This is a genomic window from Streptomyces sp. NPDC048415, from assembly GCF_040651675.1.
Classification (GTDB): Bacteria; Actinomycetota; Actinomycetes; order Streptomycetales; family Streptomycetaceae; genus Streptomyces.
Genome location: NZ_JBEZKJ010000061.1, coordinates 22914 through 43837, shown reverse-complemented (window position 1 = coordinate 43837; position 20924 = coordinate 22914). Strand labels below are relative to the sequence as shown.

Below are 20924 nucleotides of genomic sequence, written 5' to 3'. Positions count from 1 at the left end.
GCCTCGCGGGTTTTCGCCCCCGCCGCCCCTGCCCTTCCCGTACCTGGGGGCTCCGCCCCAAGACCCCCGCGTATCGCGCTTCGCGCTCGTCCTCAAACGCCGGACGGGCTGAACCCCAGCCCCTCGGGGCGCCGCACACGCACCCGCTACCCTGTCCGCGTCACCGGGGCCCCACGTCGCCCCGCCGTCGTTCACTGGGGGATCGTTCGGCCATGCTCAGGTATCTGCCGTTTTTGTTGGTCCTGGCGCTGTGGATCTACGCGTTCATCGACTGCCTGAACACACCGGAGGAAGAGGTCCGTGGCCTGCCGAAGGTGGTGTGGGTGATCATCATCCTGCTCTTCGGCGAGGTGCTGGTCGGCCCGATCGCCTGGCTGGTGGCGGGCCGCACGCGCAGGGGCCCGGCGGGCGGCTCCACACCCTCCGAGTGGCACCGCAACCACCGCACCCAGTACGTCGCCCCCGACGACAACCCCGAGTTCCTCAGCTCCCTCAAGGCCGAGCACCGGGGGGACGAGACCCTCCTCAAGGACTGGGAGGCCGACCTGCGCCGCCGCGAGGAAGAGCTGCGCCGCCGCGAGCGGGGCGAGGAATCGGAGGGCTGATGGAGCTGCGGCTGCTGGTCACCTTCGAGAAGGTCGCGACCGTGCTGAGCTTCACGCAGGCCGCGGCCGAGCTGAAGTACGCGCAGTCCAGCGTGACCAGTCAGATCCGCGCCCTGGAGTCCTCACTCGGGACCGGGCTCTTCGACCGGCTCGGCAGCAGGATCCGGCTGACGGAGGCGGGTGAGCGACTGCTCCCCTACGCCCGGCAGATCATCGAGCTGAGCGAGGAGGCCCGGGGGGCGGTCGTCGGCACGGAGGATCCCTCGGGCGCGCTCACCGTCGGCACGATGGAGTCGCTGACGTCGTACCGGCTGCCACCGCTCCTCGAACTCTTCCACCACCGCTATCCGCGGGTACGGCTGTCGTTGCGCACGACCATCGGCGACGAGACCCGGCAGGCGCTGCGGCAGGGGACCTACGACCTCGGCTTCCTGATCGAGGAGGAGACCGCGCACCCGGGGCTGGAGAGCGAGGTGCTCGCGGTGGAGCCGCTGGCGCTGGTCGCGGCGCCCGGACACCGGCTGGCCGACGGCCCCGCCGAGACCGCCGACCTCGTGGGCGAGCCGCTGCTGGCCACCGAACCGGGCTGCGCCTACCGGGACTTGTTCGAGCGGGAGCTCAACTCCCTCGCGTCGGTGGCTTTCCTGGAGTTCGGCACGATCGAGGCCACCAAGCGCGCCGCGGCGGCCGGTCTCGGGATCGCGCTGCTGCCCGAGGTGACGGTCGCCGCGGAGGTGGCCGAGGGAACGCTCGTACGGCTGCCGTGGGAGGCGCCGTTCACGCTTCGCACGCAACTGGCGTGGCGGGCCGGGAAGCGGCTTCCGGCGCATGTGCGGCTGTTCGTGGAGCAGGCGCGGCGGCTGGTGTCCGAGGAAGGGTGACCTTCAGGCTCGCGGTGACGATCAGCGGGACGCCGAGGGCCTGGACAAGGCCGATGTGGTGCCCGTACACCGCCCAGTCCATGACCATCGCGACGGCCGGGTAGGTGAAGGCCAGGACCGCGATCTTCGAGGTCGGGAGCTTGGCGTACGCGGCGTACATCAGGACGTACATCAGGCCCGTGTGGATGATGCCGAGGCCGGCCAGCCAGCCCCAGCCGGTGCCCGTGCCGGCCATCGCGCCGAAGTCGGCGAAGGGCAGCAGCAGCGGGATGCCGACGAGTACTTGGACGAGGGCGATGAGGTGCGGCCGTACGCCGGTGATGCGCTTGGTGACCAGGGTGGAAAGGCCGTAGAGCAGCGCGGCGAGGAGGGCCTGGCCGACGCCGGTCAGGTAGGAGCCGCCGTTCGTGAAGTCCGCCGGTGTGACGCCCGAGACGAGGATCAGACCAGCGAAGGCGAGGGCCACCCAGCCGACCTTGGCGGCGGTCAGACGCTCGCGGAAGAGCAGGGCGCCGAGCAGCACCACGTAGAACGGCTGGGTGTGGTAGACGACGGTCGCCACGGAGATCGACGTGTTCTCGTACGCCTGGAAGAGCAGAACCCAGTTGAAGACGATGAACACACCGCCGAGCGCGGCGAGTCCGAGCGTGCGCGGGGTGAAACCGTGGCCGCGGAAGTAGCCGCGGGCGAGGGCGTAGCCGCCGAGGGCGAGCGCTCCGAAGAGCACGCGGAAGAAGACGACGTTGAAGGGCGAGGCGCCCGACTCGACGACGAAGACGCCGAGGGTGCCGGAGAGCATCATCGCCGCCGTCAGCTGGGCCGTGCCCTTGTTCTCTGAGGTCATGGCCATGAAGCTACGAGCGGGCGGCACGACCGGTCCACGTGCCAGTGGGGCGTCCTGCCGATGGGGTCATCGGCGGGGCCGATGCCTCCAGGCCGCCCGCCGACGCGTGCGGGGCGAACGCCGACGCGTACGGGCCGAACGCCGACGCCCGTGCGGGCCGAACGCCGATGCCTACAGGTTGTACGCCGGTGAGCCTCCGGAAGCGGACAATGCGCCCCTGGGCCGGGGCAGGCGGGGGCCGGACACTTACCTCGCATGACGACTGCTCCCGCCGACACCGCCGGCCCGCTCGCCCCCGCATACGGTGACAAGGTCATCGCCGTCGAGACGGCGGGCTCGGAACCCATCCCCGACGCCGAACGGCACGGCTCCCCCCTCCAACTGCTGTGGACCTGGGCCTCCCCGAACATCGAGTTCGCGACCGTCTACATCGGCGTGATCTCCGTCCTCTTCTTCGGCCTGAACTTCTGGCAGGCGACCGCCGCCCTGCTGCTGGGCACCGCGCTCGGGGCGCTCACTCAGGGCGTGCTGTCCCTGGACGGCCCCCGCTTCGGGGTACCGCAGATGGTGATCGGCCGGTTCTCCTTCGGCCGCCGGGGCAATCTGCTGCCGTCCGGAGTCAACGCCCTGGTGGCGGGCGTGGGCTGGTTCGCCGTGAACAGCGTGAGCGCGGCCTTCGCCCTGAACACGCTGACGGGCCTGCGCCCCCTGCCCTCCCTGCTGCTCGTGGTGGTGGCGGAGATCGCGATCGGCTTCATCGGCCACAACTTCGTGCACGTCTTCGAGAAGTACGCGTTCCCGGCGCTCGCGGTGGTCTTCCTGCTGGCCGGCGCCTGGACGTTCAAGGACGCCCACCTCGGCGGAGGCGGCTCAGGCGGAGGTGTGGGCGGCTTCCTCCTCGCGTTCAGCACGGCGTGGGGTTACGCGGCGGGCTGGAACCCGTACGCCACCGACTACTCGCGTTACCTCCCGCGCACGGCGAGCAGGCTCAAGACGGTGCTGTATCCGGCGGCCGGACTGTTCGTGTCGGTCGCGATCGTCGCCGTCATCGGCGCGGCCTCGGCGACGATCGTGGCACCGAAGGACGTCACCCCGACCGCCGCCTTCACCGGCCATCTGCCGGGCTGGCTCGGCGACTTGACGCTGCTCGCCATCATCCTGGGCGGCATCTCGGCGAACGCCCTGAACATCTACTCCTCCGCGATGTCGATGACCTCGCTCGGCCTGCGTCTGCCCGCCTGGCTCAGCCGCGGCGCGCTGGTGGTGCTGTCGGGGATCGTCGGTACGGCGGCTGCGTGGGCGTCACTCTCCGACGCGGGGGCCGCGTACGAGGCGTTCCTGCTGGTCATCGCGTACTGGGTGGGGCCCTGGCTGGGGGTCGTCCTGGTGGAGCGGTGGCTGCGGACGCGCACGCCTGACGAGGAGCTGGTACGACGCCTGGGCGACCGGTCCTTCACCAACTGGCCCGGCCTGACGGCCCTGTTGCTCGGCGTCGCGGTCTCCGTCCCGCTCTTCTCCAACCAGGAGAAGTACGTCGGCTGGGTGCCCGAGCACTGGCCCGCGTTCGGCGACATCACCTGCCTGGTCGGCTTCGCGGTGAGCGCGGGGCTGTACGCGGCGATCCGGCGGTCGGTCAGCGCAGAGCGGAAGTGAACGCGGACCAGGCGGAGCGGGTGATTTTCAGTACCGGGCCGTCGGGGTTCTTGCTGTCACGGACGGGGACGAAGTCGGGGAAACCGGGGGCGATTTCCACGCAGTTGCCGCCGTTGTTGCCGCTGTAGCTGCTCTTGATCCAGGTCGCCGCGCCGAGTTCGTGACTGTCCATCGTGCTCGTACCCCTCCATCACGTCGCTGATGAGAACGGCGGATTCGCAGGCTGACGGGATGTCCGCCCTGAGCACATCATAGGTCTGGCTGTGGCGCGCGAAGGCGGCCGGATCGTCGTTGAAATGCCCCCGGTCCAGCGACTCCGAGTACACCCACTCGTGCCCGTCGAGCAGCCTGATCAGCGACATCGAGGTCGTGGGGCGAATGAGCTCGTAGAGTCCCGCCGGGGCCACCTGGATACGGATGTTGGGGCGCTGCCCGACGTTCAGCAGATGGGCGCCCTGGTCGCGCCTGTGACGGCACACCGGAGCCAGTACGAGCCCCCCGCCCCCACCCCCGGTTGCGCGACCTGCGCGGAACTCGACGTACAACGCGCCGAGGCCCGCGCCCGGTGCGACGGCACCGAGGAGACCGACGCGAACGTACTGCTGCGCCGCCACCTGAAGGCGGCGCACGGCGCACCGGTCCGGCGCCGGATCTTCCGGTACATGCCCTACACGATCGTGCAGGACGCGACGGCGGAGCCGGAGTACGAGGCGCGGTGCGTCTCGGGCGACGAGGCCGACTGCGGCGCCGGGTCCGGCCCGCGCCACGACCCGGCGCAGGTCGAGGAGTGGCAGCGCAGACACACCCAGGAGACCCGGCACACGCGCTACCGCCGCAACTTCGCGGACTACGCGGTCCTGGAACCCGCGGACGGCTAGGGCGCGTCGGCGCGCAGGACAAGCGCGAGCAGACCCGGGAAGCGGGCGTCGAACTCCTCGCGGCGCAGGCGGTTGACACGCCGCGCGCCTTCGTCCCGCTGCTCCACAAGGCCCGCCCCGCGCAGGACGGTGAAGTGATGACTGAGGGCCGCCTTGCCGACGGGCACGTCGAAGCTGCCGCAGCTGCGGCTCCAGGCCGGGGATCCCGCCAGCTCCCGTACGAGCGTGATGCGTACGGGATCGGCGAGGGCGGCGAGCGCGGTCGGCACGGGGACGTCGTCGGGGTGGGTGTGCTCGGGGGCGGCCCGATGACTGGTGCGCTCCGTCATGTCCGTGTCCGCTTCTCCGGTTGCCGAGTGTTCGATAGAAACCATACACTCCGGAGTGTTCGCTTTGGATTGAACAGTCGAGCAGTCGTCAGGGGTGTGCCATGCGCGCGATCGAGTTCCAGGAGTACGGCGGTCCGGAGGTCCTCCAGGTCGTGGAGGCGGAGATCCCCGAGCCGGGGCCCGGGCAGGTGAGCATCGACGTGGCATACACCGGCGTGAACTTCGCCGACCTGAAGGCCCGCTCGGAGGGCTACCGTGTGCCAAGTCTCCCCTTCCGGCCGGGACTTGAGGTCTCGGGCCGGGTGCGGGCCCTCGGCGACGGCGTGGCGGGCCTGCGGGTCGGCCAGGAGGTCGCCGCCCTGACGGCGAGCGGCGCGTACGCGGACGTGGTCGTGGCCGACGCGGTGACCGTGTTCCCGCTCCCGGACGGCGTCGACCCGCGCACCGGCGCCACCCTCCCCACGGTCCTGCCGACGGCGTACGCCCTCCTGCACACCGTCGGCCGGCTCCAGCCGGGCGAGACGGTCCTCGTGCAGGGCGCGGCGGGCGGAGTCGGCACGGTACTGGGGCAGCTGGCGAAGGCGGCGGGGGCCGGGGCGGTGTACGGCGTCGTCTCGGCGGCGGCGAAGGCGAAATACGCCCTCGACCACGGCTACGACGAGGTCTTCGTCGGCTCCTTCACCGACGAGGTCCGGGCAGCCACCGACGGCCGCGGCGTGGACCTGGCCCTGGACCCGGTCGGCGGCGAGACCCTCCGCGGCAGCCTCGCTTCCCTGGCCCCCTTCGGCCGCCTGGTCTCCTTCGGCAACGCCAGCTCGGCGGAGCCGTGGAAGGTGGGCCAGCCGGAGCTGTATCCGAGGGGTCTGTCGGTCGCCGGGTTCTCCATCCTCGGCCTGGCGCAGACGGCGCCCGGTGAGCTGCGTGCGATCGCCGAGAGGGCGTTTGGGACGGTGGTCGACGGGACCGTGTCCCTGCCGGTCACCGCGGAGTTCGACCTCACGGAGGCGAGCGAGGCGCACCGCCTGATGGGAACGCGGAGCAGCACGGGAAAGCTGCTGCTGCGGGTGGCGGGCTGAGAGGGCGCCGCCCGCCTACCCGCGACGCAGCGGATCCTCGGTGAGGCGGACCGGCTGCGCGATCGCGGCTTCGTAGGCGGGGCGGGCGAAGACGTACGGGCCCAGGGGAAGCTCGCCCCACTCCTTGCGGAACGGCTGCCGGAAGGAGGACCAGGTGACGGTCGCCGGGGTGGCGGTGATGGTCGTCAGCAGGGGCCAGCAGCCCCAGAGGCCGCAGGAGCAGCCGAGGATGGGGGTGGCGCCGGTGCCGTAGCCCGCGAGCTCGGGGGCGGGGTCACCGAGGAAGTGGCGCAGGGGGTCGCCGACCTCGCAGACGCCGAGGCCGTCGTGCTGGGTGAGCAGGAAGTCTTCCTGCTCGGCCTCGGTCTCCTCCGCGTTCTCCTGGCGCCAGAGGTCACGAGTGGCGTCGGCGGCATGCACCCGCAGATCCGTACCGTCGACGAGGAGGCCCCACAGCAGCTCCGAAGGGCGTTCGAGGGCCCACAGGCCTTCCTCCTCGCCCGAAAGCCAGCTGGTGTCAGCCCGTCCGGCGTTTGAGGACGAGCGCGAAGCGCGATACGGGGGTCTGGGGGCGGAGCCCCCAGGTACGGGAAGGGTAGGGGCGGCGGGGGCGAGGAAACCGGCCGCCGGCTTCCTAAGGCGCGCCCACTTCATACCTTCGGCCCCCGGCCATAGACCATCGGCGGACGGCGGAAAGGGCGGCCGCTTCCCAGACTGGGGGCCACGACAGCGGGCGTGGGGAGGCGCGATGCAGGGGATCAGTCGGGCACGGTTTCTGGGGATGGCGGCGGCGGTCGGAGGTGCGGCCGTGCTGCCACTGGGGGCGGCGGGCCGGGCCGAGGCGACGGGCCGGCTGTCGCACCGGGGGGTGGTCTACGAGGTGGCGGAGGGCACGGGGTGGAGCGCCGCGCGGATGCGGGCGGACGTCCGCGCCATCGCCCACGACCTGCACGCCGACTCCGTCAAGGTCACCGGCGCCGGTGTCGAACGGCTCACCGCGACCGCGGCCGAGGCGGCGGAGCGCGGGCTGAACGTCTGGCTCGAACCGACCCTCGGCGACGTGCCGGAGCGGGAGATCCTCGACCACCTCGCGGAGACGGGCCGGTTCGCCGAGCGGCTGCGGCGGCAGGGCGCCGGGGTCCACCTCAGCGTCGGCTGCGAGTTCGTGCTGTACGTCCCGGGCATCGTGCCCGGCGCGAACGCACAGGAGCGCGTCGAGAACCTCCTCAAGGGCAACTTCGACCCGGTGCGGATGGCCCGCCGGCTGCACCGGTTCACCGCGCGGGCGGCGGCGGTCGGGCGGTCCGTCTTCGGTGGCCGGCTGACGTACGCCGCCGCACAGGACGAGGACGTCGACTGGGGCCTCTTCGACCTCGTCGGCATCGATTACTACGGGTACTTCCGGCGGCGTGAGGAGTACGTCCGCGATCTCGGGGCCCTCCGCCGCTTCGGAAAGCCCGTCGCCATCATGGAGTTCGGCTGCTGCACCTTCGAGGGCGCCCCGCAGCAGGGCGGCATGGGCTGGGACGTCGTCGACTACACGAAGGAGCCGCCCGAGATCAAGGCCGGGCTGGTACGCAGCGAGCGCACCCAGGCCGCGTATCTGACGGACCTGCTGTCGGTGTTCGAGTCGATGGGCCTGTACTCGGCGATGGCGTACACCTTCGTCACCCCGGACGCGCCGCACCGTCCCCGCGACCCGCGCCACGACCTCGACATGGCGAGCTACGGCATCGTGAAGCCGGTCGAGGACCGACCGGGCGATCCGGCCTCGGGTTGGCACTGGGAGCCGAAGGAGTCCTTCCACGCGCTGGCCCGGCAGTACGGACGGTCACGCTGCTGACCGTCAGGCCACCGTGCGCAGGCGCCCGCCCGTCGCCACCCGCGCCCCGCGCACGATGCGGTGGGCGCACAGGGCCGTGAGGAGTTCGCCGAGCAGGTCCGGGTCGTCGATTTCCAGGCCCAGCAGGGACTCGATGCGTTCCAGGCGCTGGTAGAGGGACTGGCGGCCGATGTGGAGGAGCGCCGCCGTGCGGGTGGGTGAGCAGCCGTGCCGGAGATGGACCTCGAGAGTGCGGACCAGGTCGCTGGGGTGCGCCGCCTCCCAGTCCAGCAGGGCGCCCAGCGTGTGCTGGACCAGCCGGGCGAGCCGGTCGCGGTGGGCGTCCACGCCGCCGCGCGTCAGCTCGCGTTCCAGCGTGAGGGCACGGGACGAGGTCACCAGCGGGCCCTGCGCGGTGGGCGGTTCGGCGGGCGGCACGGTGAGCGCCAGCTCCAGCGTCGTACGCGCCGCGCGCAGCGTCTCGCTCCAGCGCAGCCAGCCGCTGCCCGCGGCGACCGCGTGCCCGACGGCCACGGTCAGGCCGGGCTCGGTGGCGGCGGCGCGGAAGGCGTCCTGCACGGTGCGCACGGGGTCGCGTGCGCTTCCGGAGCACGCTCCGGCGTGCGCACCGCTCTGAGCGGCCCTGGCTCGCCCGGCAGCGCGCGCCACACCCTCAGCCCCACCGTCTCCAGCCGCACGCACCGAACTCTGCACACCACCACCTCGCGCAGCAGGTACGGAACCCCGCGCACCCCCGATTCCAGCCCCACGCGCCGAACCATGGACATCATCACCTCGGGCAGCAGGCGCGGAACCCCGCGCACCCCCGTTTTGTGCCGTGCGCGCTTCTGCCACCGGTGCCCCGCTGGGCTGAGCGTTCCCACCCAACTCCCCGGGCGCCGTGGCACCGGCTCGCGCGCCGCCGCGCACCACCGCGCCCCGCGCCCCCGCCCGGGACCCCAGGCCCGCGCCCGCCCCCGTCATCGCCACCAACGCCAGCACATCCCCCGGAAACACCGCCCGCAGTACCCCCACCCCGCCCAGTTCCCGGGCCGCGCGGTCCACCACGCCCAGATCGCGCGCGCCGTGCACCGACACGCCGATCAGCCGCGTCTCCGCGCCCGGGTGGAATCCGGCGAGTGCCGCGCGGGCCTCCACCTCGGGCTGGTTGAGGGGCTGGCCGTCCGCGAGGTCGGCCAGCAGCGCGGCCGTGTGGTCGTCGCCCCAGGGACGTACGGCGCAACCGCGCCGCCCCGACAGGCCGCGCGCCACGATCGCCCGGTTCGCGGCCTCCGTGATGCGGACGAAGGGCACGACGCGGTGCAGGGCGAGCAGCGGCAGTCCGAGGCGCCGGGCCTCGTCCACCACCTCCTCCGGCATCAGCACCAGCGACCGCCCGACCTCCACCGCGAGCCCGGCCGCACCGCGCGCGGCCAGCTCACGGACGTACCGCCGCCGGGTCCCCTCGTCGGCGTCGGCGAGCCCGAAGCCGTTGGTGAGGAGCAGCTCACCGCCGTCGAGGAAGTTCGCGCCCTCGTACACCTCGCTGGAGTGCACCCACCGCACGGGCCGGTCCAGGGCACTCTCGCCCGCGAGGAGTTCGGGCTCGGCGCAGTGGACGGGTTCGAGGGCCAGAATCTCCCGGAGGGTCAGTGCGGTCATACGCGTCGCCTCCCGGCGGTCGGGCCGACAGTTCCTCCGGATGTCGCCTCCCGGCGGGGCGGCCGACACTTCGTCCGGATGCGGGTTGCCGGGAGAGTACTTTCCGCACGTTGCCCTCGTGTTTCGGCCACAGGAGAGTGGGAGTCATGGAGCGCATCGATCAGGCACAGGCACGCGCGTGGCTCGCCACCGCCGTCGCGGAGGCCCGCGCCGGCCTCGCCGAGGGCGGCATCCCCATCGGGGCCGCGCTGTACGGCGCCGACGGCACCCTCCTCGGCCGCGGCCACAACCGCCGCGTCCAGGACGACGACCCCTCCACGCACGCGGAGACGGCGGCCTTCCGGGACGCCGGACGCCAGCGGACGTATCGGGGTACCACCATGGTGACCACCCTCTCGCCGTGCTGGTACTGCAGCGGCCTGGTCCGCCAGTTCGGCATCTCCCGGGTCGTCGTCGGCGAGGCGGAGACCTTCCACGGCGGCCACGACTGGCTCGCCGAGCACGGCGTACAGATCGTCCACGTCGACGATCCCGAATGCGCCGCGATGATGCGCGACTTCATCAAGAACAACCCGGCCCTGTGGAACGAGGACATCGGTGAGTGACACCAAGACCCCGCCCGGCTCCGGCGCCGGCACCCCCCGCATCCCGACCATCGACCTGCGCCCCTGGCTGGACGGCGCCCCCGAGGCCCGTACGAAGATCGCCCGCACCGTCGACGACGCCCTCCAAACGGCTGGCTTCCTCCAGGTCACCGGCCACGGCGTCGACCAAGGCCTCCGCACCCGCATTCGGGAAGCCGCCCACGCCTTCTTCACCCTCCCCGCCGAGTCGAAGCAGCCGTACGCCGCTCAGGTCGGCGGTCGCGGCTGGCTCGGCCCGGGCGCCGAGGCCAACGGCTACTCGGAGGGTACGCAGACGCCGCCGGACCTCAAGGAATCGCTGACCTTCGCGACGCACGAGCCGTTCGAGGACCCCGTGATCAACGCGGAGTGGTACGCGCCGAACATCTGGCCCGCCGAAGCCCCGGAACTCCACAAGCTCTGCGAGGAGTACCTGACGAGGATGGGAGAACTGGAAAACCACCTGCTCGCCCTGCTCGGCGAGGCCCTCGGTCTGGAGCCGGACTTCTTCACGCGGCACATGAGCCATCCCACGTACGGTTTCAACATCAACTGGTACCCGGGCACGGAGGTCGTCGGCGAACCCGAGCCCGGCCAGTTCCGCATCGGCCCCCACACCGACTTCGGCACGGTCACGATCCTCGACCGGCAGGCCGGCAAGGGCGGCCTCCAGGTCTTCACCGACGAGGGCGGCTGGGAGGACGCCCCCTTCGACCCGGAGGCGTTCACCATCAACATCGGTGACCTGATGGCCCGTTGGACCGGCGACCGCTGGCGCTCGGGACGCCACCGGGTACTCCCGCCACCCGCCGACGCGCCCGCCGAGGAGCTGATGTCGCTCGTCTACTTCGGCGAGTGCACACCGGGGACGCTCGTGGAGTCCGTACCCGCACCAGTGGGCCGGGTCGCGTACCCGCCCGTCGACTCTCATGTTTATCTACGCGAGAAGCTGGACTCGATCACGGTCGGATGACTGGCGGTAAGTTTTCGTAACCCAACGGACACCAGGCGCCCTATCCCGAACCAACCCCCCCTTTTTACACTGGTGTTGATACACCTCACAGCAGCACATCGGGACGGACCGCGCCAGGGGGAGATGCGGTGCACAGAGGGCTGCACGGCCGGGGGGCGCTGTTCGACACCGATCCGCCCGGGCTCGCGTCACGGCTTGTCGGCCTGCGTCCGTACCAGCTGCGCGCGACGGGGCAGGAGCACGCGCGGGAGCTGCCCTTCGTGGTGTTCGCGGGCGGTCGCGGACTCGGCAAGAGCGCCGTGCTGCACGAGGTGCGCACCGCGTATCGCGGGCACACTCCGGTCGCGCTGGTCGACGGTGAGGAGCGGCAGTTCGCCGCCCCGCCGGCCGAGCGGCCGGCGGAGGCCTGGTCGCCGGTGGGGCAGGCGCTCACCACGGTCGCCGAGCAGCTCGCCGAGCCGGTGACGGGTGCCGGGCGGATCGGTTTTCCGCGGCTGGCGTCGGGGCTGCTCGCCGTGGCGGCGGGCGGCTGGAGCAACCGCGATGTGCCGCGCATCCGGCAGGAGGCCGAGCGGATCCTGCTGCTGAACGAGACCGACTCGTGGCTGTCGGGGTTCGCGGGCCGCTGGGTGAGCAAGGTGATCTCCAAGCTCGTCGCGTCGATGAGCGGTACGGGTCCGGTGGTCGAGCCGATCATCGAGGCGACCCTGGAGGCGTTCGCGGAGGGCATCGCCCCGGCGCACCGCCGGCTGCGCAAGGCCGCCACCTGGTACCGGGACTATCCGAACGCGGGCGGCAGTCCCAAGCTCGCGCTGATCCTTCTCTCCCGTCACTTCCGGGCGGGCGGCGACTCGCGCAGACACGCCGAGCGCTATCTCGTACGGGCCCTGCTGGCCGACCTCGACGACGCGTACGCGGGGGTCGTGCAGCGCTCGCACCGGCGGGGCCGCCCTGTCGTGCTGATCGACAACGTGCAGGAGCCGGCGGGCCTCGGTCTGCTGGAGCCGGTCCTGCGTGACCGCGCCGACGGCATCGCCGACCAGGTCGTCTTCTTCGCCGCTCTCCGCGGGTACACGCACCCCGCCCTGCGCAACGCGGGCCGCCGTACGCTGCCCGAGACCGCCCGGGAGACCGGCTGGACGCCGGGCACCTCACCGTCCTCGCGGGCGCTGCTCGTCTCGCTGCCGCCGCTGACACCCGACGACACGCTGCACATCGTGGACACCGCGGCTGCAGGCCCGGGCCCGGCGGGTCTGGTGGTGGTCCCGCCGCAACTCCCGCACGCCACCCACCGGCTGACCGGCGGCAGCCCGCTCGGCATCACCCTGCTCGCCGAGTCGGCCCAGCAGAATCTTCCCCGAGGCGCGGCATCCCTGGGCGAGTTGCTCACCGCCGACGTCTGCGTCCACGAGGACCACGACGGCCGCCCGGCCTATCAGGAGCTCCTCGACCGGCTCGTGCCCGGCGGCCGTCTCGACGAGCTGACCGTGCTCGCCGCGGCCCACGACCGCGACTCGGCGTGCGCGCTCGCCGAGGCGCAGCTCCCGGACGACTTCGGTGCGTCGGGCGTCCTGGACCTGGAGGAGCGGCTCGCGGAGGAGGGCTGGGCCACGGCGGCCGGACAGTTCGTCGGGGACCCGTTCCTGCGCGCCCTGCTTCTGCTGCGGCTGCACCACGGCGACCGGGACCACGAGCGGTGGCGGGCCGTGCACCGCACCCTCATCGACCACTACCAGGACTCAGGCGACCCGGCCCCGCAGGACGGCGCCCGCTACCGGCTGCACCACGAACTCGCCCTCGGCAAGCCGGATTTCGCGGTGGCGCATCTTCGCGACGCCTTCCCGCGCACCGACACCCGCGACTGGCTGACGTCCCTGGTCTTCATCGCCTCCGCGCCGTACTACCACGCGCACGATCCGGACGGCCGGGACTTCGACGGCCACGATCACCGGGCCTCCGTGGCGCTCGGGCACACGGACGCGGCGCTGCAGCCCCCGGACAGCGTGGACGCCGTACTGCACCTACGGGTACGGCGATTACTGCACGCCGTGTGGCAGCTGACGGATCCGCTGGTGCTGCCCGACCCGAAGGTGACCGAGCGGCTGCGTTTCGAGCTGGAGCAGCTGTCGAATCTGCGGCCCGCGGGCAACGCCCTGCTGTGGCGGGCCTCGCGGGACTGGCCGTCGGACGCCCTGGCCGGCCGGCCCTTCCGCGTCCCGGGTGACGACGACGAGAACGGGGACGGGGGCCGGTGATGGCGCGTGTGTGGACGTGGCTGCGCGAGGACGTGTGGGAGATTCGTTTCCGCCGGTATGTCGCGCTGACGCTGGCAGCCGTCCTCGCGGCGCTCGGCGTGTGGGGAGGCATGACGGCCACGAAGGAGGACCGGTCCTGTGCGCCGGGGGTCGTCAAGCCGAAGGGCGGCGACGAGTGCGTGGGCGTCTCGTGGACGACGTACGCCTTCGGCCGTCCCCAGTTCGCCGACACCGTACGGGCGATCAACCGCGAGAACCACCGCCTGGCGCCCGGCAGTTACGTCACCGTCGCCCTGCTCGAGCCCTTCACGGCGACCGACGCGGACAACCTGGGGGATGTGCTGCACGAGCTCCAGGGCGCCTATCTGGCCCAGTACCAGGCCAACCACGACACCACGGGGCTGAAGCCGAAGATCAGGCTGGTGCTCGCCAACCCGGGTGCCACAGGGGCGCATTGGCAGCACACGGTCGACCAGCTGGAGCGCATGACGAAGGGCGCCGACCGGCTGCGCGCGGTGACGGGGGTCGGCCTGAGCACCGACAACAACACCAAGGCGGTGCGGGAGCTGACTCGGCGCGGCATCCCGGTGATAGGGAGCTCCATCACGGCGGACGACCTCGCCAACGGGCAGAACGGCAAGGACCCCTTCCCGGGGCTCGCCCGCGTCTCCCCCACCAACACCGACGAGGCCCGCGCCCTCGCCTCGTTCGCCAAGGTGTCGGCCGCCAACGCGTTCCTGGTCTACGACCGCACGGGCGACCCGTACACGCGCACACTGCAGAACTCCTTCGAGAAGATGCTCAAGGGCGCGCGCTACGAGGCCCAGCCGTTCACCCCGCCCGCCGACCGCAGCAAGGAGGGCAGCACCGCCAACGTCTTCGCGCAGATCACCAACATCCTGTGCAACACGCCGAAGGGCACGGACACCATCCTCTTCGCGGGCCGGCACACCCAACTGCGCCAGTTCATCAACGCGTTGGGTGCCCGGGGGTGCGTCGACCGCCGCTTCACCCTGCTCACCGGCGACGAGGGCTCCTACCTCGCCGGGGACAAGGACCTCGACCCGACCGCCCTCAAGGACCCGCTGCTGTCCGTCCGCTACACGGCGCTCGCCCATCCGGACGCCTGGCTGAAGGACACCGCGAAGACCGGCGGCAGCGCGGCCGACGCGAAGGTGCTCCAGCAGCTGCTGGACAGCGCCGCGCGGGAACCGGTCGGTCCCGTCGGCAAGGTCGACCTGACCGACGGGCAGCTGATCATCGCATACGACGCCATGCGGCTCGCCGTGCACGGCATCCGCGGGGCGTCGCCGACCGGGAAGATCCCGGCGCTCGCGGACGTCGGCCTCCAGTGGCCGCAGGTGAAGGGCAAGCAGCTGCGGGTCAACGGGGCGAGCGGGTGGATCTGTCTGGACGCCCACGGCAATCCGTACGACAAGGCCGTGCCGATCGTGGAACTGACCCCCGACAGCCGCACCCGCTTCGTGAAGATCGCCTGGCCGGAGGGGAAGCCACCGGCGAAGGAGTGCCTGCCGCCGAGCTAGCGCCGGACAGGCCCTGGCCAGTCGATCCTCACGACGGGTCCTCCGGCGCGGCGAGGGTGAGGGCGGTGTTGCGCACGCTCTGGAACCAGCGGGCGTTGTCGATGGCCACGTCGGCGCGGCTGACCGGCTCACTGGCGAGGACGACATCGTCCTCGTCGAACGGGAGCGGGTTGCGGGTGCGCTTGAGTCGAGCGCACCCAGCACCTCGCCATGGGCGATCAACGGTACGGCGAGACAGGAGTGGACGCCGGCCCGGGCAAGGAGCGTGGTGGCCTCGGCGTTACGAACGATGCGCGGCAGATCGTGGTCGCCGACTGGCGCACCAGGACCGGCCGGCCAGTGTGCACACACAGGCTGACCAGGCGGTCGCCGTCATAGGCGGCGAGGTCGCCGGGAGCGTCGGCTGCACGCAGGCCACGGTGGGATGGGCCGCTCTGAGGGCGAGGCGCGGAAGAGCGTCCACCCGTGTGGGCACCACCCGGGAGGTGGAGCAGGCCGCCCACGAAGTGGCCGAGCTCCGGACCGTTGTCCGGTCTGCGCCTACGATTGCAGGCCAAGGCCGAGTCGAGGACGTCCACGGCGCGAGACCGATGGGGGACTGGTTGATCAGCCGCAGGGCCAGGTCGGTCTCGACGCGCTGGAGCAAGGTGTGGTGGGCCGCGATGCCCAGGACGTAGACATCTCCGAGGTCGTCCAGCAGCCGCATGGTGCGGGCTCCATGAGACGGCTGCCGCGAGACGGCTGCCGCCGTCCTTGTGCCGGATGGGAAAGGCGCCCGCCCAGCTTCTGCCGGTCTCCAGCACCTCCGCGAACAGACGAGCGACGGCCCGCAGGTGCTCGGCGTGGATCAGCAGCCGCGCCGCGTACTTGCCGAGGGCCTCATCCGCGATGTAGCCAAAGAGCTCCTCGGCCTGCGGGTCCAGAACACGATGCGCCCGTCGGCGTCCACGACCACTGCGGCCACACTCAGCACGTCCAGCAGGCCAATCGGCCGGGATGGATCGGGGCCGTACTCGTCGCCGTTGGACGGGAAGGATTCGTCCGTCATCGCAGAACCTCCTCCACCGGTCGGCAGAGCATGGCGACCTCTGTCGGCATCCCCCCACGCCCGGGTTCCGACGACCGGTACTCCCACGCTCCCTCCGGCCGCGGCCCTCTGCGCTACCCAGCCGCGGCGCGTGGCGTGGCGAGTCGCAGTGAGGCAAGTGGGAGACGCGGGGACCGTGCAGATCGTACGGACTAGCAGGACCATGGTTGTGTAGAGGATGGGATCAATGAATTCTGCGCAAGACGGTTCCGATGCGCCTACGTCGCCAGGCCCGCGCGAGCTTTTCGACGCGTCCTCCGACGCGGCAGCGGTGGTGTCCGGGCGCGGTGTGGTGATCGGCTGGACCCGGGGCGCCGAAGCACTGCTCGGCTACCAGGCGCCCGAGGTGCTTGGTGGCTCTGTCGCGCGTCTGCTGGCGATGCCCGGGGATCCGGTCCGCGTGGAAGGCATCGCGGAGAGATGCCGCTCAGGCATGGGATGGAACGGCCTCGTCCCCGTACTGCACCGCGACGGCCACCGTATCGACGTCGACCTGAGGGTCTCCGCGTCCTTCCGTATCGGCCCGGACGAGTGTTTCCTGCTCTCGGCGCGGGAGCAGAGGCGGCAATGGGCGCTGGGCCAGTCCGTCCTGGACGGGTTCCTGACCCGCTCGCCGGTCGGCATGGCGGTGATGGACCTGCAACTGCGCTACGTGTGGCTGAACGACACCTTGGAACGCTTCGGTGGTGTGCCCCGCGAGCAGCGGCTGGGGCGTCGTCTGAGCGAGCTGCTGCCCGGGCTGCAGGCGGAGACCATCGAGGGACTGATGCGTAAGGTCCTGGTCACCGGAATTCCGGTGACCGACTACGAGTACGTGGGATGGAGTTGGGCGGATCCACACCGCCAACACGCCTACTCCACCTCGTTCTTCCCCTTGGTGGACGCCGACAACTCCGTCACCGGGGTCTGCTACATGGTTTCGGACGTCACCGAGCGGTGGAACGCCCGCCAGCTCCTGTCGCTGGTCAACGAGGCGGGGACCCGTATCGGCGGCACCCTTGACGTGATGCGGACCGCTCAGGAGCTCGCCGACTTCGCTGTTCCGCGTTTCGCGGACTTCGTCATCGTCGACCTGCTGGAACCTGTCCTCAGCACGCAGGGGCACGGAACGTGGCTGACCGACGCGGGACCGGCACCCGCCACACCGGTGATGCGTCGCGCCGGGATGAGTTCCGTGCGAGAGGGCTGCCCGGAGGCCGTGGCGCAGATCGGGGAGAGGGTGGACTTCCTCCCTCCGCCGCACGGCATGGATCTGCTCATCAGCGGCGAGCCGGTCCTCATCCCGGTCCTCGACCCGGCCGACGAGCTGTGGCTTGCCGTACAGCCCGCGAGAGCGGCCAGTATCCGCGAGTTCGGGCTGCACTCCCTCATCTCGGTGCCGATGCGGGCGCGGAACACGGCCCTGGGCCTCGCCACGTTCGCGCGGTCCCTCAACCCCATCTCCTTTCAACCCGACGATGCCCTGATCGCCCAGGAGCTGGTGGCACGGGCAGCGCTGTGCGTCGACAACGCCCGCCGCTACACCAGGGAACACACGGCGGCTGTCACTCTGCAGCGCAGTCTGCTGCCGCACGCGCTCACGGGCGGAACGGCGCTGGAGGTGGCCTCGAACTATCTGCCGGCGGACGCGACAGGCGGGGTCGGCGGCGACTGGTTCGACGTGATCCCGCTGTCCGGTGCCCGTGTGGGCCTGGTCATCGGAGACGTGGTGGGCCATGGCATCGCCGCCGCGGCGTCCATGGGCCGACTGCGTACCGCGGTTCAGACCCTCGCCGACATGGAGATGCGTCCCGACGAACTGCTGGCTCACCTGGACGACATCGTGCTGCGGCTGGACGAGGAGGAGACCGACGGCGGCGACGCGGCCGACAGGAGCGTGACGACCTTCCTCGGGGCGACCTGTCTGTACGCCGTCTACGACCCGGTCACACGACGCTGCTCGATGGCCCGGGCCGGACATCCGCCGCCTGTGGTCGTCGCACCCGGCGGACAGGCGTACTTCCCCACAATCCCCGCCGGGCCTCCGCTCGGGCTGGGCGGGATGGCGTTCGAGGCCGCGGAGATCGAGCTTGCCGAGAACAGCCTGTTCGGTCTCTACACCGACGGTCTCATCGAGGGACCGGACTACGACGTGGAGCTGGGCATGTCCCGACTCGGCGCCCTGCTGACCCGGTCCGACTGCGACCTTGCAACGCTGTGCACCTCCGCCGTGCAGCAGCTCGTGCCCGTGCCCCAGCCCGACGACATCGCCCTTCTTCTGGCGCGGACACACGCCTTGGACGCCGACCATGTTGCCTCGTGGCATGTGCCCGCGGACCCGGCCGCCGTTGGCGACGTCCGCGCGCAGGCGACCCGCCAGGTGGAGGCCTGGGGTTTCGGGGACCTGGCCATGACGACGGAACTCATCGTGAGCGAGCTGGTCACCAATGCCATTCGCTATGCCGCACCGCCCATACGGCTGCGACTGCTCCGGGACTCGCGCCTGACCTGCGAAGTCTCCGACGCCAGCAGCACCGCCCCGCGACTGAGGCATGCCCGCAGCATGGACGAAGGCGGCCGTGGGCTCTTCCTGGTCGCTCAGCTCGCCCATCGCTGGGGTGCTCGGTACACGACGGAGGGGAAGATCATCTGGGCCGAGCAGGAGATTCTCCAGGCAGACTGAACGAGCATTCCTCCACCGCGTTCTGTGGGGTGAGCGCCGCCGGATTCGCCCTAGCCGGCTAGGCGTTCAGCGCTTTGAGCAGGCGTTCGAAGCGGGCCCGCCAGCCGGGGTCCCGCAGCTCCCCCTCGAACTCGTGGGTGAAGCGGACCGTGGTCCCCTCCGGCGCCCCGGGCTCCAGATGGAACCGCACCCGCCCGCGCCCCTCCGTGCTGTACTCGGCGACCCGCTCCACATCCCAGGCGGTGATCCGCCCGCCGCCCAGCCCGCGCAGGCTGACGGCCCCGCCGAGCCTCGGCTCGAACACCTCGGCGGTGGCCAGCCACCCCCGTAGCCCGTCAGGGGTGGCCAGCGCCGTCCAGACCTTCTCCACAGGCTGGGGAAGACGCAGCACGTAGCGCAGGGTGTGCGCGTCCCCCCGGGTCTCGGTGGTGCCCTCTTCGATCGCTCGACTGGGGTCGGTCATGACACCAGCGTGGCCCGGAAGCGGGGGTTGTGCACCCGTTACGGCCGCTGACCGGCCTTGTCGACGACGTCGCGCCGCAGGATGGCGCTGGACCCGGTGGTCTGCCCCTTCTTCAAGCCGTTGTCCAGGTCCTCGACGGCGACCTCCCGCTCTCCGATGTACTGCCTCGTCCTGCTGTCGAAGATCAGCTCCTCGCGCGTGCCGCTGTCCGCCCGCGCGACGGCCACGCCGGGCCGGCCCGCCGCGTCCACGGCGTCCGCGACCACGACGACCCCGGGGATCTTGGCGGCGGCCCGGAACAGGGCCGCCGCGACGTCCGGCGGCAGCAGCGACTCGCTCACCAGGTCGCCGACGAGCACGAAGGTGTTCTGGTCCGCGCTCTTGCCGCCGTCGCTGTTCTTGTGCAGCCAGTCCAGCATCTTGTCGGGGTCGGTCGGCAGGGTCTGAAGGTGGCGGTAGTTGGTGTTCCTGGGGTTGCCGGGGGTGTCCGGCTCCAGCGTCTGGTGCTGGTTGGGGCCCCGGCCCTCCTCCAGGAGACCGGTGCGCGTGCCGTCCACCGACAGCCAGATCTCCCGCTCGTGGACCGGCGCGACCCGGGCCGGCCCGTCGTTCTCCTGCTCGGAGTAGCCGACCTTGCTCTCGATGTAGACGAACTGGTCGTCGCGGACGGCCGACGCCTTCTCGTGTTCCGCCGCCAGCGCGATATTGCTCAGGAGCGCGGTGGCCTCCTTGGAGGCGGCAGGGGTGCTCTTCCCGCCCGACGACGGCAGCGCGATCACGACCGTCGCGGCCACGGCGGCGACGGCTGCCGCGGCGATCGCGGGCCGCAGCCACCTGTCGCGCGCCGGGGCCTTGGCCGTCGCCTGGTCTTCTCGCCGGATCTCGGTCATCAGATGCTCCTTGAGGAGTCGGTGCCGGCCCGGCGGAAGGTCTTTCTCGGCAAGTTCGGGGGGTGTGGTCATCGGTTTCCCTCCCTGATGGGCCCGACCGCGGTGGTGCGGTCACCTTTCATCGGTCCGCGTACTGGCGGCAGTTCCGTGTTTTTCATCTGCTTCGCGAGCTTTGTCCTGGCCCGGGAGAGCCGCGACCGTATGGTGCCGACGGGCACCCCTAGTGCCTCGGCCGCCGCCGCGTAGTCGAGCCCCGACCAGACACACAGGGCCAGCACTTCCCGCTCGGCCCGCCGCAGCCTCGCGAGCGCCGCCTGTACGAGGGCCAGCCGCGCGGCATCGTCGAGGCGCTCGGCGACCTCGTCGGCGAAGTCGCGGGTGGCCTCGTCGCGGGGCAGCCGGGCGACGGCGGCGGCGTGTCTTCGGGCCGCCCGGCGGGTGTTGCGCGTGACGTTGGTGGCGATGCCGAGCAGCCAGGGCCGCAGCGAGCCGCCTTCCTCGTCGGGCTTCTCGCGCAGCCGCCAGGCGTCCAGGAAGGTCAGCGACACCACGTCCTCGGCCCGCGCCCAGTCCCCGGTGAGCCGGTAGGCGTGGTTGTACACGGAGCGCGCGTACGCGTCGAAGAGCTCGCCGAAGGCCTCGTGATCCCCCGCGCGGATGCGTTTCCTCAGAGTCCC

General features: G+C 71.5%; 19 protein-coding genes and 2 pseudogenes. 11 read left to right on the top strand and 10 right to left on the bottom strand.

Translation table 11 applies throughout. The features are described 5' to 3' along the window. Positions 1-212: 212 nt before the first annotated feature. Positions 213-605: a PLD nuclease N-terminal domain-containing protein gene (locus AB0D27_RS31015; protein ID WP_362515430.1), complete on the top strand. Its 393-nt coding sequence runs from the start codon at positions 213-215 to the stop codon at positions 603-605. After that, on the top strand, positions 605-1486 hold the full coding sequence (locus tag AB0D27_RS31010; protein ID WP_362515428.1) for a LysR family transcriptional regulator: 882 nt from the start codon (positions 605-607) through the stop codon (positions 1484-1486). Before AB0D27_RS31015 ends, AB0D27_RS31010 begins: the two co-directional genes overlap by 1 nt. Here AB0D27_RS31010 and AB0D27_RS31005 read toward each other — a convergent pair. After that, positions 1383-2330 (bottom strand): DMT family transporter, encoded by a 948-nt coding sequence (locus tag AB0D27_RS31005; protein WP_362515427.1) that lies wholly within the window; start codon positions 2328-2330, stop codon positions 1383-1385. The two genes, AB0D27_RS31010 and AB0D27_RS31005, sit on opposite strands and share 104 nt — an antisense overlap. Positions 2331-2585: 255 nt before the next feature. Between AB0D27_RS31005 and AB0D27_RS31000 the strand changes: the two genes are divergently transcribed. Next, on the top strand, positions 2586-3983 hold the full coding sequence (locus AB0D27_RS31000) for a cytosine permease (protein WP_362515425.1): 1398 nt from the start codon (positions 2586-2588) through the stop codon (positions 3981-3983). Here AB0D27_RS31000 and AB0D27_RS30995 read toward each other — a convergent pair. Both AB0D27_RS30995 and AB0D27_RS30990 read right to left on the bottom strand, forming a co-directional pair. Next, positions 3964-4155 carry a DUF397 domain-containing protein gene (locus AB0D27_RS30995; protein WP_362515423.1) on the bottom strand — a complete coding sequence of 64 codons (192 nt, stop codon included), beginning with the start codon at positions 4153-4155 and terminating at the stop codon, positions 3964-3966. The two genes, AB0D27_RS31000 and AB0D27_RS30995, sit on opposite strands and share 20 nt — an antisense overlap. Positions 4156-4243: 88 nt before the next feature. Next, positions 4244-4390, bottom strand: a pseudogene (locus AB0D27_RS30990) (transcriptional regulator); the annotation flags it as partial. 39 nt (positions 4391-4429) lie between these two features. Here AB0D27_RS30990 and AB0D27_RS30985 point away from each other — a divergent pair. Beyond that, positions 4430-4861 (top strand): hypothetical protein, encoded by a 432-nt coding sequence (locus tag AB0D27_RS30985; protein WP_362515422.1) that lies wholly within the window; start codon positions 4430-4432, stop codon positions 4859-4861. Here the strand turns inward: AB0D27_RS30985 and AB0D27_RS30980 are convergent. Next, positions 4858-5190 carry a transcriptional regulator gene (locus tag AB0D27_RS30980; RefSeq protein ID WP_362515420.1) on the bottom strand — a complete coding sequence of 111 codons (333 nt, stop codon included), beginning with the start codon at positions 5188-5190 and terminating at the stop codon, positions 4858-4860. The genes AB0D27_RS30985 and AB0D27_RS30980 overlap by 4 nt on opposite strands. A gap of 101 nt (positions 5191-5291) precedes the next feature. Between AB0D27_RS30980 and AB0D27_RS30975 the strand changes: the two genes are divergently transcribed. Then, on the top strand, positions 5292-6266 hold the full coding sequence (locus AB0D27_RS30975; protein ID WP_362515418.1) for a zinc-binding dehydrogenase: 975 nt from the start codon (positions 5292-5294) through the stop codon (positions 6264-6266). A gap of 15 nt (positions 6267-6281) precedes the next feature. On the opposite strand, the gene AB0D27_RS30970 is transcribed toward AB0D27_RS30975, so the two are convergent. After that, the gene (locus AB0D27_RS30970; protein WP_362515417.1) at positions 6282-6686 is read right to left on the bottom strand and encodes a hypothetical protein; all 405 of its coding nucleotides are present in this window, start codon (positions 6684-6686) and stop codon (positions 6282-6284) included. Between the two features lie 328 nt (positions 6687-7014). Between AB0D27_RS30970 and AB0D27_RS30965 the strand changes: the two genes are divergently transcribed. After that, positions 7015-8109, top strand: a complete 1095-nt coding sequence (locus AB0D27_RS30965; RefSeq protein WP_362515415.1) for an abortive phage infection protein — start codon at positions 7015-7017, stop codon at positions 8107-8109. A gap of 3 nt (positions 8110-8112) precedes the next feature. On the opposite strand, the gene AB0D27_RS30960 is transcribed toward AB0D27_RS30965, so the two are convergent. After that, positions 8113-9750, bottom strand: a complete 1638-nt coding sequence (locus AB0D27_RS30960; RefSeq protein ID WP_362515413.1) for a PucR family transcriptional regulator ligand-binding domain-containing protein — start codon at positions 9748-9750, stop codon at positions 8113-8115. Positions 9751-9896: 146 nt separating this feature from the next. On the opposite strand from AB0D27_RS30960, the gene AB0D27_RS30955 reads away from it, so the two are divergent. From AB0D27_RS30955 to AB0D27_RS30940, 4 genes are all read left to right on the top strand, one after another. Beyond that, complete coding sequence (locus AB0D27_RS30955) at positions 9897-10355, top strand: nucleoside deaminase (protein WP_362515411.1); 459 nt, start codon at positions 9897-9899, stop codon at positions 10353-10355. Further along, positions 10348-11346: a 2-oxoglutarate and iron-dependent oxygenase domain-containing protein gene (locus tag AB0D27_RS30950; protein WP_362515409.1), complete on the top strand. Its 999-nt coding sequence runs from the start codon at positions 10348-10350 to the stop codon at positions 11344-11346. The genes AB0D27_RS30955 and AB0D27_RS30950 overlap by 8 nt, the downstream gene beginning before the upstream one ends. Before the next feature lie 128 nt (positions 11347-11474). After that, a complete protein-coding gene (locus AB0D27_RS30945) occupies positions 11475-13601 on the top strand; it encodes a hypothetical protein (RefSeq protein ID WP_362515407.1) in 2127 nt (708 codons plus the stop codon). Next, the gene (locus AB0D27_RS30940) at positions 13601-15145 is read left to right on the top strand and encodes an ABC transporter substrate-binding protein (protein ID WP_362515405.1); all 1545 of its coding nucleotides are present in this window, start codon (positions 13601-13603) and stop codon (positions 15143-15145) included. Before AB0D27_RS30945 ends, AB0D27_RS30940 begins: the two co-directional genes overlap by 1 nt. 52 nt (positions 15146-15197) lie before the next feature. Here the strand turns inward: AB0D27_RS30940 and AB0D27_RS30935 are convergent. Continuing rightward, a pseudogene (locus AB0D27_RS30935) lies at positions 15198-16193 on the bottom strand (GAF domain-containing protein); the annotation flags it as partial. 226 nt (positions 16194-16419) lie between these two features. Here AB0D27_RS30935 and AB0D27_RS30930 point away from each other — a divergent pair. Further along, a complete protein-coding gene (locus AB0D27_RS30930) occupies positions 16420-18894 on the top strand; it encodes a SpoIIE family protein phosphatase (RefSeq protein WP_362515404.1) in 2475 nt (824 codons plus the stop codon). A gap of 58 nt (positions 18895-18952) precedes the next feature. Here AB0D27_RS30930 and AB0D27_RS30925 read toward each other — a convergent pair whose 3' ends face one another. Genes AB0D27_RS30925 through AB0D27_RS30915 form a run of 3 tightly spaced genes read right to left on the bottom strand, consistent with a single transcriptional unit; the run spans position 18953 to position 20918 of the window. Further along, positions 18953-19357, bottom strand: coding sequence for an SRPBCC domain-containing protein (locus AB0D27_RS30925; RefSeq protein WP_362515402.1), 405 nt, complete (start codon positions 19355-19357; stop codon positions 18953-18955). 38 nt (positions 19358-19395) lie between these two features. Then, a complete protein-coding gene (locus AB0D27_RS30920) occupies positions 19396-20319 on the bottom strand; it encodes a CU044_5270 family protein (RefSeq protein WP_362515400.1) in 924 nt (307 codons plus the stop codon). Then, entirely contained in the window at positions 20316-20918 is a 603-nt protein-coding gene (locus tag AB0D27_RS30915; RefSeq protein WP_362515446.1) for an RNA polymerase sigma factor, read from the bottom strand. Before AB0D27_RS30915 ends, AB0D27_RS30920 begins: the two co-directional genes overlap by 4 nt. Positions 20919-20924: the final 6 nt, after the last annotated feature.

Coding starts and splice junctions, on each gene's coding strand:
- AB0D27_RS30965 (WP_362515415.1), top strand. CDS start 7,015: ATGCAGGGGATCAGTCGGGCACGGTTTCTGGGGATGGCGGCGGCGGTC.
- AB0D27_RS31000 (WP_362515425.1), top strand. CDS start 2,586: ATGACGACTGCTCCCGCCGACACCGCCGGCCCGCTCGCCCCCGCATAC.
- AB0D27_RS31015 (WP_362515430.1), top strand. CDS start 213: ATGCTCAGGTATCTGCCGTTTTTGTTGGTCCTGGCGCTGTGGATCTAC.
- AB0D27_RS30960 (WP_362515413.1), bottom strand. CDS start 9,750: ATGACCGCACTGACCCTCCGGGAGATTCTGGCCCTCGAACCCGTCCAC.
- AB0D27_RS30985 (WP_362515422.1), top strand. CDS start 4,430: ATGGGCGCCCTGGTCGCGCCTGTGACGGCACACCGGAGCCAGTACGAG.
- AB0D27_RS30955 (WP_362515411.1), top strand. CDS start 9,897: ATGGAGCGCATCGATCAGGCACAGGCACGCGCGTGGCTCGCCACCGCC.
- AB0D27_RS30995 (WP_362515423.1), bottom strand. CDS start 4,155: ATGGACAGTCACGAACTCGGCGCGGCGACCTGGATCAAGAGCAGCTAC.
- AB0D27_RS30925 (WP_362515402.1), bottom strand. CDS start 19,357: ATGACCGACCCCAGTCGAGCGATCGAAGAGGGCACCACCGAGACCCGG.
- AB0D27_RS30920 (WP_362515400.1), bottom strand. CDS start 20,319: ATGACCACACCCCCCGAACTTGCCGAGAAAGACCTTCCGCCGGGCCGG.
- AB0D27_RS30980 (WP_362515420.1), bottom strand. CDS start 5,190: ATGACGGAGCGCACCAGTCATCGGGCCGCCCCCGAGCACACCCACCCC.
- AB0D27_RS30940 (WP_362515405.1), top strand. CDS start 13,601: ATGGCGCGTGTGTGGACGTGGCTGCGCGAGGACGTGTGGGAGATTCGT.
- AB0D27_RS30975 (WP_362515418.1), top strand. CDS start 5,292: ATGCGCGCGATCGAGTTCCAGGAGTACGGCGGTCCGGAGGTCCTCCAG.
- AB0D27_RS30930 (WP_362515404.1), top strand. CDS start 16,420: ATGAATTCTGCGCAAGACGGTTCCGATGCGCCTACGTCGCCAGGCCCG.
- AB0D27_RS31010 (WP_362515428.1), top strand. CDS start 605: ATGGAGCTGCGGCTGCTGGTCACCTTCGAGAAGGTCGCGACCGTGCTG.
- AB0D27_RS31005 (WP_362515427.1), bottom strand. CDS start 2,330: ATGACCTCAGAGAACAAGGGCACGGCCCAGCTGACGGCGGCGATGATG.